The sequence below is a fragment of the Bacillus sp. FSL K6-0069 genome (assembly GCF_038007785.1).
Classification (GTDB): Bacteria; Bacillota; Bacilli; order Bacillales; family Bacillaceae_G; genus Bacillus_A; species Bacillus_A mobilis.
Genome location: NZ_JBBOXN010000001.1, coordinates 5,031,142 through 5,045,050 on the forward strand (window position 1 = coordinate 5,031,142; position 13,909 = coordinate 5,045,050).

Consider the following 13,909-nt stretch of genomic DNA (forward strand, 5'->3'; position numbering starts at 1 on the left):
TATTATAAAAGGTATACGATTGCTCGTATACCTTTTGTGTACCTTTATTACTTAGCAACGAAATAATCCGTTACATATTGTGCCCAAACTTCATGCCCTTTAGCACTTGGGAAACCGAATTCTTCTGTTAAGTATGGTAGGATAGCCTTCGTTGATGCATCAGGCCATACTCCCCAATGATCCACATATGTATAACCATTTTGCGTTGCAAATTGCTTTAACGCCTCAATCGCCTTCGGATAATTCTTCGCACCATACACTGGGTTTGGTGGTTGAATCATAATCGTAGCGCCCTTTGCACTAGTAGAAAGTGCTTGAACAAATTTCTGTGTACTCGCAACTGAGTTTCCATTACCAGTTTTACCATTGTCCGTAATAAATGGTGGTTCGAATAAAATCACATCTGGATTATCTTTCGCAATCTCTTTATCACGCTTATTTGCGATTAACTCTTCTGTACTTTCACCCTTATATTCCTTTACCGTCACATTCCATAAACCTTTACCGTAAGCAGTCTCTAAATTAGCCGTTAACTTAGCTGCCCAAGCATCTTTTTCAGATGAAGAAGCTTCATCACCAACAATAATAAGGTTTACTGCCTTTTTATCCTCGGCAGCTTTCTTCAACTTCTCTTTCACTTCATCTGGTAAATTCTTCGCATATGCTTCATTAAAAGATGACTTCGCATCTTGTTTTTTCTCTGTCTTCTTCGCTCCACTATCTTTCACTTCAGACTTCGTTTTCGTTACTTCACTCGTCTGCCCTGTCGCATGCGCAACTTTCTTATTCCAGTACAATTTACCGCTCACAACCGAAGCGACAAACAATACAAAAATAACTAGGACAAGTACTGCTTTCTTATTCATCGATTCACCTCATCTATTAATCTCACAACATATAATACTAATATAAATTCACGCAAAAATAAACCCAACTCCTACCAAAGGAGTTGGGTTATTACATATTACTTAGTCACTTCAAGATGCGCTCTTAACTTATTCGTAATATCTTGTTTCGCTGCATCTGGAACGTAATAGTACCAAATACCGTCAGCGGCTTTGTGACCGTCACCTGGGATTTGGATTTCTTCACTGTTCTGCATGCAATCTTTATAGTTCTTTTGAATATCAAACATTTGATCTTGCGTTAAACTTGTTTTAACGTTTTTTTCAATCGCTTTTAACACATCACCGTAACTTGCTAGAGAAGAAACACTTGCACCTTTTTTAATTACGGCTTGGATAACTTGACGCTGGCGCATTTGGCGGCCGAAGTCACCGCGTGGATCTTCGTATCTCATTCTTGAATAAAATAATGCTTGTTCCCCATTCAAATGGATATTACCTTTTTCAAAGTGTTCTCCATATGTAAACTCCATATCATTATTAACCTCTACCCCGCCTACAGCATCTACAATATCTTTAAAACCAGCCATATTTACTTCAATATAATGATCAACCGGTACATTAAGGAAATTTTCTACCGTTTTAACAGACATATCAATACCACCGAAAGCATAAGCATGGTTAATTTTATCCTTTTTACCTTTTCCTATGATTTCTGTATAAGAATCGCGTGGAATACTAGTAATTTTCATAGACTTCGTTTTTGGATTTAGCGTAAATAACATAAGCGAATCAGAACGCCCCGTCTCTTCGGCTCTCTGATCAACACCCATTAATAAAATAGATATTGGCTTATTATCTGCAATATCTACTTTCTTATCACGTTTTTCAGACTTATCACGATCTAATGGTTTATGCACTGCATTTAATGTGTTAGACACATTAGAATAGACATAATATGCATATGCCCCTCCAGCAATTATCAGAAAACCTATTATACCTAAAATCCAAAATAAAATTTTCTTTTTCATATTTTTTTACCTTCTTTATCAATATTTATAAATAACACAATGATTTTTCACTACCTCATTATATTACCTTAAGACTGACTAAAAATAAAAGGGAATTTATCATTCTACAAATGAGATACAATAGCTGTAATGTTTCCCTTTATAATAAAGTTTTCAATTGTTATTGGTAAAATAAAGTGATTACCCTTTTTAATAGAAAACTCGCCATCAATAGTAACCAATATGCCTTCTCCTTCAATTACGCTCACTAATTGAAAGATTTCCCTTTGCTGAAATGATGCTTCCGCTTCAATTTCCCATTTATATACCGAAAAATATTCTTCATGCACGTAAGTTGTAATTAACGCACCATTTCTCTCAATAATTTCTGGCCGAACTTGATAATCTTCATGTGGAATGCTTGTAACCTGAACAGCTTTATCTAAATGCAATTCTCTTTTCTTACCATCCGCACCTATTCGTTCATAATCATATACTCTATACGTAGTATCCGAACTTTGTTGTGTTTCTAATACTACTGTTCCTTCACATAAAGCATGGATCGTTCCACTTGGCACATAAAAGAAATCGCCTGGTTTAATAGCAACTTTACGAAGTAAATCATCCCAGTTCCCATCGTTAACCATCTCTTCAAATTCAGATTTTGTATATGCATTATGGCCATATACTAATTGAGCATCTTCTTTACAATCAATAATGTACCAACATTCTGTTTTCCCAAGCTCGCCATTCTCATAAACCTTTGCGAACTCATCATTTGGATGTACTTGTACAGATAAATCTTTATTAGCATCCAGTATTTTTGTTAATAACGGAAACTTCTCTAAGGGGCATTCTCCAAACAGATACTTCTCATCTCTCCACAATTGTTCAAGGGACTTTCCTTCATATGCCCCCTCCCCTACAACACTCATCCCATTTGGATGAGCTGAAATCCCCCAGCATTCTCCAATTGATTCAAAGGATAAATCATAGCCAAATTTCTGTAGTGATTTACCTCCCCAAATCCTTCCTTGAAGAACAGGTTGTAAAAATAATGGTGATTTCATTCTTGTATAAAACCTTCTTTCCTACTAAAAATTACGATATAACAGATTCAAAAATGTGAGATACAACAGTATGAACCTCATTTTGATATATAGAATTCTCGGTGTCCAAATACATTCCAATATCTATACTCTGCAACTCTTCCCAAGTAATTAAGTTACATAATTTATTATCTTTTAAAAATCGTATCGTGTTTTGGTCCTCACTCATACCTTTTCTATCAATGATTACTAACGGTTTATTTTGAAGAATCGCTTCACTAACAGTACCCCAACCAGCTTTTGAAATAATACAATCGGCAGTTGCTACATAATTTTGTGATTCCGTATAGTTCCTTGGGATTTTGTGCACATTATTATGCTCAATTTTCATATTATGAGACACGATAAAAACATATCTTTCATCATCCCAAAGTGGAAATGTAGTTATATCTCCTATATCAATTTTCATTCCTAACGGTATAAATATAATTTGTTTTTTACCTGTCGGATTTAACTTCTTCCTTAGCCTCTTTACTTCTAAGGGGTTAATTATTCTACTATAAAAATGAAATGCAGATGTATTTAACCTTGCCAAATTTTCTTCGTTGCTTCCTGCTAACGTATAAAAATAATCCATTTTTTTATACATATTTTTAAATACTTGAAGCAAATTATCCGAAATAATATTTTTATAAGCTGTATACCACGTGAAATTGGAAATACCTATAGATGGGACTTCCAACTTATCTGCTATTTCAAAGGAAATTGGTGAAATATCAGAAATAATACAATCCACAGAAAAAGCACTTAAAAAATCAATTTCATCATTAATTTTCTGAGGTAACTTCGCACAAAACTCTTCATACGACTGTTCCAATTTTTCTTTATCTAAATCTAACGAATGCTCTTTTAGAATAAAGCCAACATCAGTCTCTACATCGTGAAAAATGACCCTATCTCCATATTCGGTTAATGATGTGCGAAGAAATTGCAACGCAAATGAGTTACAAACAACAATCCGCACATCTTTTCTTACACTCAACATTTCCCTAATAAGTGCACTACATCTTGTCGCATGTCCAAATCCATATTCTGAAACATAAAATACAAATGTTTTCATAAATTTATCCTCAAAAAAATAACAGCTAGAATATACTAGCTGTTACATAATTACTTGCGCTTGTGATTGATAATAATGTTTTAAAATATCATCCCATTTTGTATACAAGCGAACGAAATCTGTATCCACTACTTCTTTCCCCGTTTGTACTTCAATAAATTCTAATTCACTCAATGCACGAATAGCATGCTTTTTACCGGCTGGAATATGTACAATATCACCGGCTTTTACGCGGCGAATATGATCTTCTAAAATAAGTTCTCCTTCACCACGAATAATTGTCCATACTTCATTCCTTAGATTATGATAATGATAAGTAGAATTTTGATTTTCTTCTATACAAATTCTTTTTGTTACCATTTCTTCATTTTCATATTTTGCGTAATCTAGCACTTTCGACCATCCCCAAATGCGCTCTTCATACATCGGCGGTTGATTAAATGAACCAATTAAATCTTTAATTTTTGGACTAGAAGCCTTATCTGAGACTAAAATACCATCTGGACTCGCTGCAACAACAACATCAGAAAGCCCAACAACTGTTACCGGAACCTCTAATTCATTGACTACATGTGTGTTTTGAGAGTCCTCACTAATTACACCTTTACCAATTTGGGTTGTAGCCATTTCTTCCGTTAATGTGTTCCATGTTCCTAGGTCTTTCCAATACCCACTGTAAGGTAAGGCAACAATATGATTTGCCTTTTCTACAACTTCATAATCAAAACTAATTTTTGGTAAATCACTATAATGCTTAGATAAATCATGGTATAAAATTGGAAGATTCTTTTCTTCCAAAATATTAATAAGATAACGTAGCTTGAAGGCAAATACGCCACAGTTCCATAAAGCCTTTTGTTCAATTAGTGTTACTGCCTTTTCTTCACTAGGTTTTTCCGTAAAACGCGATACATTAAAATGTTCATATGCAGTAACTTCTTCAGTTGGTACAATATAACCATACTTCGAAGATGGATATGTTGGCTCAACTCCCATAAGGGCTAAATCAGCATCTGAATTTTGTAATGCCAGCTCCAAACCTTTTACTCTTTCAAAAAAACCATCTTCAACATACGGATCTACCGGTAATACAATAACTGTTTCATCTAGATTAGTATGTTGTTCAGAAAATAGAAATGCACTAGCAAGAGCGATTGCCGGGAATGTGTCTCTACGCTCCGGCTCAACGATTAAAGGAACATTCACCCCTAACTGATTATGAATCATCTCTGTTTGTGTTTTTGATGTAGCAATAACTGAAGATTCACTTAAACCAACCGACTCTAATTGTCCCCATACACGTTGTACCATCGATTGCCTAGTACCCTCTTCACTTTCTAAAACTTTCAAAAATTGCTTAGAGCGCGTATCATTTGATAATGGCCATAAACGTTTTCCAGATCCACCTGATAACAGAATTAACTTCAATATTCTAGCTCCTTTCCTGCTAAAAAACTCATTACTTTGACTAAATGAATTAAACTAACTGACCAATATTTTGTATATTACTGCGCCCAATTGAATAATAATCTATCTCGTTCCTACTTACTTCTTTCACATCGAAGCAATTACGACCATCAAATACGATTGGTTTGTTCATAAGTTTAGCAAACATACTTAAGTCCACTTCTTTTACTTCTTGCCACTCTGTAACAATGAAGACTAAGTCCTTATCTACTAAGGCTTCATATAACTCTTTTGTAAATTGAACTGTTCCAGGAAGCAATTTTTTTGCACTTTCAACTGCTACTGGATCATATGCTGTCACTTGTGCACCCTCACCAAGCAATTCTTTAATAATAACTACAGATGCCGCTTCACGCATATCATCGGTGTTAGGTTTAAAAGCTAAACCAAGTACAGCAACTTGTTTATCACGTAATGATCCTAATTTTGACTTTGCAGCCTTAACTAGCTTATGTTGTTGTTTATTATTAACTTCTACAACAGCTTTTAGAAGTGTGAAATCTAAATCTACATTAGATGCAATTTTCGTTAATGCTTTTGTATCTTTTGGGAAGCAAGAACCGCCGTAACCGATTCCTGCTTTTAAAAACATTGAACCGATGCGTTGATCTAGTCCCATACCGCGTGCTACGTCTTCAATATTTGCTCCAGTTTTCTCACAAATATTTGCAATCTCATTTATAAAACTAATTTTAGTTGCTAAAAATGCATTAGACGCATATTTAATCATTTCTGCACTACGAATATCTGTCTTATAAACAGGAATACCAAACGGTTTATTAATCTCTTCAATAACGTTTGCCGCTTCTACGCTATCAGAGCCAACTACAATACGATCCCCATTAAATGTATCGTATACAGAAGAACCTTCTCTTAAAAACTCTGGATTAGAAACAACTTCAATTTTAATATTTTTATTAAGATGCTCTGAAATAATTTGTTTGATATAATGATTCGTTCCAACAGGAACTGTACTCTTAGTTACAACAATAATGTCACGCTGTGCATTTTTAGCAATGTCTTCTGCAACTTGTTCAATATAGGATAAATTTGCTGATCCATCTTCTTTTTCTGGTGTACCTACCGCAATATAGACTACTTCTGCATCCTCGAATCCTACTTGATGGCTTGTCGTAAAATAGAGCCTGTTTTCTTCAATATTTTGAAGCATAAGCTCTTCTAATCCTGGCTCATATATAGGAGAAATTCCTTTTCTCATACTTTTTACCTTTTTTTCATCGATATCAACACATGTAACATCATGCCCTATATGAGATAATGCAACTCCTGTCACTAGGCCAACATAGCCTGTACCAACTACTGCAATTTTCATAATTTAAGCATTCCCTTCACTATTTATCATTAAGATTTTCATAGTTGTTTTAATAGATTTCGGTATTTGTTAATAGAAATTTCACGTTTTAAATTCTCATCTAAATACTTACGACCGTTTAATCCCATTTCTTTTACGCTACTCTCCTCCATACGATAAAATTGTTCTATTGTACGAATAATACCTTTATAATCCTGTGGCTCCACTACAATCCCTGACTTACTTTTTTCAATAAGCATTTGTGCCTCACTATCTTGTTCTAACACACCTAATATAGGTTTCCCTGCAGCCATAACACCGTAAATTTTACTCGGAACCGAAACACCTTTAATTCCTTTTTGATTTACAACTAGATGAACATCTGCAACGTTTAATGAATACTTAATAAACTCCTTAGGTTGATATGGTAGGAAGAATACATTCTGAATGCTGTTATCCTCGACAAATTCTTGCATATCTTTTTTTACAGCACCTTCGCCAATAAATACAAACGCAATATCCTCATACTCCTTAAAATGCTCCGTAACATGAATAATATTTTCAAGATCATAATATAGTCCTATATTTCCCGAATACATAATAATAAACTTATCTTCTAAGCCATTGTCTTTTAAAAATTGTTGAATATGCTTATCTGATTTATCTAACGGAATAACTTCCTGTTCATTTGTCCAATTATTAATAACTACATGCTTCGGTATTTTTTTCCCATCAAAACGCTGCTTTAGCGTTTCACTCATATCATTGCCAACAACAATAACGCAATCTGAATATTTACAATTCATCATATCTATTTGTTTAGCAATTTTAAATACTGATTGCTTAGTCGTATAACTCACTGCCGCTGCTTGCTCTGGGTTAAAATCCTGTACATTATATACGTGCTTTGCTCTTTTTAGGAATTTACCAATTGTTCCAATCAAACCACCTAAAACTGGAGGCTGCGATATTGTGTAAATAACATCGACACCCTTTTCTTTTAAAAGAGCAATATTTGCCAATGCAAAGTAAGAGAATATGTATTTCATGCGACTAAATTTAGAAGTTTTATCAACCTCTGGTAATCTGATTCGAACGACTTTCATATTCTCTAAGCGATCTTCCTCAAATATTTTTTTTGAATTGACTTTTTCACCAGCGTAGCTTGGTTGAGCAGCGATAACTGTTATATCAAAATCATTTTGCAAATCTAAACAAAGCTCTGTCATTAACTGGCCTGTAGATGCAAAATCTGGGTAAAAATAATTGATTACAAAGACAATTTTTTTCATTGATTTATCCCTCTTCACATAAAAAAACCCTTTATTAAAAAGGGATTTTTTAATTATAATTAAATTACTCTTTACTCACTAAATATAATCTTCATCTTTTCTTTCCATTGTAAATTTTGTTCAGAATATGCCCTCATAACATTCTTAAAATCTTCTGACCCTAAATTTTCATAAAAACTTATTAGATCCTCTATATTAACAGATGAATCATCAGCATTTATACGGTGCACAAAATTTACTTCAGCTGGAAAATCTAAATCTGTTGCAGCAAGAACAAAAGGGATTCCTCTTGCACAATACTCTCTATTTTTTAGAGATGAATCTCCATAGAGCTCTTTTCGATGATTTCCTAAAATCCCTATGCCAATATCACTCTTATCAAAAATCCTATCTAGTTCTTGACCATTTTTAGATCCGTGAAAGATGACATGATCATGTAATTCATAATCTGCCACTAGTCCCTCTAAATTCCTTTTCTCTTTCCCTTCACCTACTATATGAAAATTAACTACTACAGCTGCAGGAGTATCCCTATAATATTCCTGCAGCCCTTTAATTACTCTATCATATGCATGCCAAAATCCTAAATTAGCAACACCTATAAGATTAATCTCATAATTTTTCTTAATTTCTCTTTCTCTCTTACTCACTTTAATCCCGTTTACATCTATACCATTACGAATATATGTTATTTCTACCTCTTTATCTTTTATTGATTCATCCACTGAGATAGCCACTAATCTATATAAGTGTTTTTTAAGTTTATTGACCCTATTTCTCTCAAATCTATACTTTATACGGTTATTTATACCCTTTTTTTTCAGTTTAATCCAAGGTACATCTGGAAAATCTGGATATTCATAAAATACTTTAATACCTCTATTATTTAAATCGCTAATTACCCCTATCAAACCATTTGTGACAAAACTAATTCTTCTTATATAAACTTTACTAGGTTCGATAATTTTTATCGCTTCTTTAAAGCCTTTTAAAAACTCCTGAAAACGCATTAAATTTTTAAATTTCCGCATCAAAAAATTTGTTTCTTTAAAACATGCTTTCTTTGAATAACGAAACGAGTATATACGTTCCATTCCATTTGCATTAAAATGATATAATTCTGCACTATCCTTACGGGATATATACAAATAACTCTCATTACCTAATTCATTAAATGCCTTACATTGGGAATATACCTTTTTTACAAAACCTAAACTCTCTGAATCCTCCCTAATGAAGGCTAAATAAAGGATTTTATCCATTTACACCATTCCTTAAGAATATTTTCGCTTTAAATGTTTCGGATATATATTATTCTTAATATATATCCGAAACGAAACCTTGAAATATTAAGCAATTATTTATTCGTTTAATTTCTTTAAAACTCTTGCTGGTACTCCACCCATTAAAACATTATTTTTTGTATTTTTAATTACGACCGAGCCAGCAGCTATCACATTCCCTGTCCCTAAAGTAACTCCCGCTATAATTACAGAATTTATCCCCAGCCATGTACCACTATTAATTACTATATTTCCTAATCTTCCTTCTCCAGCCCGTTGCTCTATTGTTCCAATATCATGGGTGCCCGTACATAAGGTACAATTAGGAGCAATATCAACATTATCTCCAATTTCTACCCTAGAAGGATCCGAATTATAAATTTTAATATTATCACCTAACCAAACATTATTACCTATAACACAATTATTAGATAACATAAAAATTTTTCCACCAATCCTGACATTCTGCCCACATTTAATTCCCGCCATACATAATAAAAATCTCTTAGTTTTATATAATCTCGTAACCGACATAAGATTAATTAACCATAAAAAAAACACTAGTCTAAACTTATTTAGTAAACGATACAACAAATTCATTACGCTCTCCTTTATCAGTAATTAATTTATTGATTTTTAGTAAATTTTCTTTTTAGTGATTTTATTATTATATTTACTTCTTCTATCTTGAACAGATAAATAGAAACAATATATACTAACACCCCAATTATTACACTAAAAAATAATTTTGATACAATTACTAGATCGCCTTGTATACTATTAATATTAAAGTTTTCATATACAATTTTTGATGAACTACCAGCTATAATCGATGCTGCTAGTATCTTGAGAGTAGTAGTTAACATTTTAAAATCCAATTTAATATTTAATTTGTAATACATACTTCTCAACAATAAAATAGAGGTTACAGCAGCAGCTATACTAGATGCTAAAGCTATTCCTTTAAAACTCATAAATTCCGCTAAAACGATGCTAAAAATAATATTTACTAATATGGCTATGACGCCATTTATCATCGGTGTTTTTGTATCGTGAAAAGAATAAAACACACGATTTAAGACCTCACGATACCCCAAAAATAACATTCCAAAAGCATAGTAAAATAAGGCACCTGATGTCATTATAGTTGCCTCATTATTAAAAGCACCGTGTTCAAAAAGTAGTTGAACTATTGGCTTATTTAGTACCATTGTTAATACTACAATCGGCAAAGTAATTATTGTAATTAGATTTAGTGACTTTATAGTAGTTTTTTGAAATTCAACCATATCTTTTTCAGATTGATATTTACTTAGAATTGGAAATATAATAGTTGCAATTGATGTAGCGACTATTCCAAAAACAAATCCATTAAGTTTAGTTGCAAAATTTAATGCCGATATACTTCCTTCTTCCAAACCAGAAGCTAGCATTCTATCTATCAACAAATTTATTTGCTGAATTGATGTACTGATAAATACCGGAATTACAAGCTTCCACGTATCTCTAACATAATTATCATGCCAACCTAGTGTCAATCTATATACATATCGTTGATGTTTTAAAAAAGGGATTTGCACAAATATTTGTAGTATGGTTCCCCCCACCGTCGCCCATACTAAGCTTTCAATATTATTTCCGTTAACTAACAACATTACACATAATAATAATAAATTAGCAGGTATATTGATTGCTGCCGATACAATATATTGTTGATTTGATTGTAAAAAACCTGTGAATATTTGACTTACAGCTAAAAATATACACATTGGAAGAGAAATTAAAAGAAATTTTACTGTTATCTTCGTCGCTTCTTCATTAAATCCCCCAGCCAAAACTTTCACAATATCCTCCGAATATACTATGCATAAAGCAGTTACTAATATAGAGAAAATTACAACTGTATTTAATATTCGATTTGTATACTCCATTCCTCTTTCTCTATTAGTTTTAGTAACTATATCTGTATACATTGGAATAAATGCAGTAGAAATGGATAATAAAATACTTGAAAAAATTATTTGGGGTAAAGATGTCGCTAGGAAAAATGCATCTGTCTGATAATTTATCCCATACTGAGCTCCAATTAATATTTCACGAAAAAAGCCTAAAAATTTACTTAAAAACGTTATTAACATGACCCAAAATGCTGATCGGATTATATTTTGTTTCACTCATAAATTCCTCATTTATCTATTTTTCTTATCTTTTAAAGATTCATAAACAAATTTAATATAGTCAATATATGAATCTTCTTGTTCATCTAATTTATAGGGGATATTTTCCACACCAATATCCCTTTTTTCACTGTACTCTTTAATTTTTTCTACAATATCTGTTATATCACGCGGATTAAAGAAAATGGCCTTTTCTCCACCTACTTCCCTACCATACGGTAAATCTGCCAAAATTAAATCGATATTACTTTGCTTTGCCTCTAATATTGGCAAACCTAAAGACTCAACTAGAGAAGGGAAAATTAAAGCATTACTCATTTTATAAATATTATATATTGCCCCATAAGGAATCTTGTTCAAATACTTTATGTATTTTTCATCTTTACCCTCAGTGGTTAAATATAGAGTAACTTTCTTTTCATTTTCTTTATTATATTTTCGTATTGCGCTAATTAACTTTGCATTATTTTTATATTTTTCTTCATTAGTTGGATAAAAAAGCTTGATAGTATTGTTTTTAAATTTATTAATTACTTCTTCTTCTAAACTATCAATATTAGTGGTTATATCTTTAGTTTGGGGCCTAATTACCCTTATATTTCCTTCATAGTTAAAATCTTTTTTTATGGCTTGCATCATCCAACTTGTCTGTACAATAATCCCTGTAATTTTCTTCATTTGCCATTTTAACGCATATTTCATAATTAACTTATATTTAATATTATTTTTACATTCCAATTCGTTCAATTTTAAATTTTCAAGTAATAAACCTTGATGTACCAATGTAAATTGTGGAATTTTAATTCTAGACAACCCTATATTTTGTAAAGATAGATACGCATCTACCTTGTTATTCTTTAATATTTTTGGTAATATACTATTTTCAAAAAAGAACTTATGCCAGAGACTCTTTTTAGGATATGGTTCGTAATTAACTTTTATGTTTTCTGTACTAAGACTACATAATTCTTTTTTTGCTACTAGGATTGTTAATTTTATCCCCATTTTTTCAAGATAATTCTTTTCTTCATTTAAATCAATCAAAAAAGCTTTAATAAGCGAGTATGAGCCCCTTGCGTCAAGTGCAGTTGCATTGATGAAAATATTCAAATTTAAAACACTTCCCTATATAGGCTAAGAACCTTTAACCTGTTTTTTATTTTTATTTTCGAATATTCTTCTTACAAATAAATTCAATCATTTCATTAAAATTCTTTGCTGAATTAGTAAATGACCATTGCGATATAATCCTTTTGGATTCTTCCCCATAACTATTGGTTAAATTATTCTCAAATAAGTAAGAAATTTTCTCTTTAAGTGCTCCTTCTTGCCCAGCTGGAATAACAAATCCATTTCTATAATCTTGAACCAAATCTAAAGACGCTCCACACTCATCAGACGAGATAATAGGTAAACCAGCTGCCATAGCCTCATTAATAACTAATCCCCATGGTTCTTCATTAGAAGCTAAAATAAGTACATCACCTACAAAATAGTGTTTAAATAATTCAGCTTGATTTGCTATAAAACCCGTAATTTTCAAGCTTACATTCAATTCTTTCGCTAATTCAATTAAGCTTTCACGCTCTTCTCCATCGCCCAAGATTAGTAATTCATACTCTTCTTTATTATTCATCTGATTTAAAGCTAATAAAATCTTATCCACATTTTTCCTTTTAACTAATCTACCGCTATATATTAATACCCTTTTTTCATTATCAATTTGATAACGTTCCCTTAATTCTTTTCTGAATTCATCTGAATTTTTCGCTAAAGACTCGATAGACTCAATATCTACAGTTAAACATTGATTAAAAATTTTATTTGGTTTGAAGTTAAATTTCTCACAAAAATATTTTGAACTCACTACTCCGTTTCCGAATATTGCAGTAGCACCCGAAATGACCATTTTTTTTATTAAATATTTGACTTTTTGCTCACTTCCCAAAACTCTCTTAGGCGAAATACCATCATAAATAATTACGTACGGCTTTTTGAGCAACCTAGCCAACAAACTTAAAGCTATATATGTAGGCTTTTCATACCCACCAATTAAAATAACATCATTTTCTACTATAATTTTTAATAATCCAAAATTAAGATTCCCATGAGTTTTGGATAATTTAATCCCCCTTAATGGAATCTCTTTAACATTATTGATTGGATCAACATCCCAATTTCTTCCCAAGATATTTTTGTTAGTATAATAAACACTTATATCCCAATTACTATTCTTACTTATTTCTTCTATTTGCAACTTCCTATACGGAGACCTTAAATTTGTTATAATTCCAATTTTCATATTCTTTCTCCTTAACTTATTCCATTAAAAATTAATCCCCTATAGATGATAT

Annotated in this window: 12 protein-coding genes; all 12 read right to left on the bottom strand. The window is 32.0% G+C overall.

Going from position 1 to position 13,909, the window contains the following annotated elements; genetic code table 11:
- Positions 1-47: 47 nt before the first annotated feature.
- Entirely contained in the window at positions 48-866 is an 819-nt protein-coding gene (locus MHB74_RS25985; RefSeq protein WP_061679388.1) for an SGNH/GDSL hydrolase family protein, read from the bottom strand.
- Positions 867-964: 98 nt separating this feature from the next.
- Positions 965-1,876, bottom strand: a complete 912-nt coding sequence (tagU, locus tag MHB74_RS25990; RefSeq protein ID WP_061679389.1) for a polyisoprenyl-teichoic acid--peptidoglycan teichoic acid transferase TagU — start codon at positions 1,874-1,876, stop codon at positions 965-967.
- Positions 1,877-1,980: 104 nt separating this feature from the next.
- Entirely contained in the window at positions 1,981-2,925 is a 945-nt protein-coding gene (manA, locus tag MHB74_RS25995; RefSeq protein ID WP_061679390.1) for a mannose-6-phosphate isomerase, class I, read from the bottom strand.
- 31 nt (positions 2,926-2,956) lie between these two features.
- On the bottom strand, positions 2,957-4,024 hold the full coding sequence (locus MHB74_RS26000) for a glycosyltransferase family protein (RefSeq protein ID WP_061679391.1): 1,068 nt from the start codon (positions 4,022-4,024) through the stop codon (positions 2,957-2,959).
- Between the two features lie 42 nt (positions 4,025-4,066).
- On the bottom strand, positions 4,067-5,452 hold the full coding sequence (locus MHB74_RS26005) for a sugar phosphate nucleotidyltransferase (protein ID WP_061679392.1): 1,386 nt from the start codon (positions 5,450-5,452) through the stop codon (positions 4,067-4,069).
- 49 nt (positions 5,453-5,501) lie between these two features.
- Complete coding sequence (locus MHB74_RS26010) at positions 5,502-6,824, bottom strand: UDP-glucose dehydrogenase family protein (RefSeq protein ID WP_061679393.1); 1,323 nt, start codon at positions 6,822-6,824, stop codon at positions 5,502-5,504.
- 38 nt (positions 6,825-6,862) lie between these two features.
- The gene (locus tag MHB74_RS26015; protein ID WP_061679394.1) at positions 6,863-8,095 is read right to left on the bottom strand and encodes a glycosyltransferase family 4 protein; all 1,233 of its coding nucleotides are present in this window, start codon (positions 8,093-8,095) and stop codon (positions 6,863-6,865) included.
- A 71-nt stretch (positions 8,096-8,166) separates the two neighbouring features.
- Positions 8,167-9,357 (bottom strand): glycosyltransferase, encoded by a 1,191-nt coding sequence (locus MHB74_RS26020; RefSeq protein WP_061679395.1) that lies wholly within the window; start codon positions 9,355-9,357, stop codon positions 8,167-8,169.
- A gap of 99 nt (positions 9,358-9,456) precedes the next feature.
- On the bottom strand, positions 9,457-9,978 hold the full coding sequence (locus MHB74_RS26025; RefSeq protein ID WP_061679396.1) for an acyltransferase: 522 nt from the start codon (positions 9,976-9,978) through the stop codon (positions 9,457-9,459).
- Between the two features lie 26 nt (positions 9,979-10,004).
- Positions 10,005-11,552 carry a murein biosynthesis integral membrane protein MurJ gene (gene murJ / locus MHB74_RS26030; RefSeq protein ID WP_061679397.1) on the bottom strand — a complete coding sequence of 516 codons (1,548 nt, stop codon included), beginning with the start codon at positions 11,550-11,552 and terminating at the stop codon, positions 10,005-10,007.
- Between the two features lie 15 nt (positions 11,553-11,567).
- Positions 11,568-12,665 carry a glycosyltransferase gene (locus MHB74_RS26035; protein WP_061679398.1) on the bottom strand — a complete coding sequence of 366 codons (1,098 nt, stop codon included), beginning with the start codon at positions 12,663-12,665 and terminating at the stop codon, positions 11,568-11,570.
- Positions 12,666-12,717: 52 nt separating this feature from the next.
- On the bottom strand, positions 12,718-13,857 hold the full coding sequence (locus tag MHB74_RS26040; protein WP_061679399.1) for a glycosyltransferase family 4 protein: 1,140 nt from the start codon (positions 13,855-13,857) through the stop codon (positions 12,718-12,720).
- Positions 13,858-13,909 lie beyond the last annotated feature (52 nt).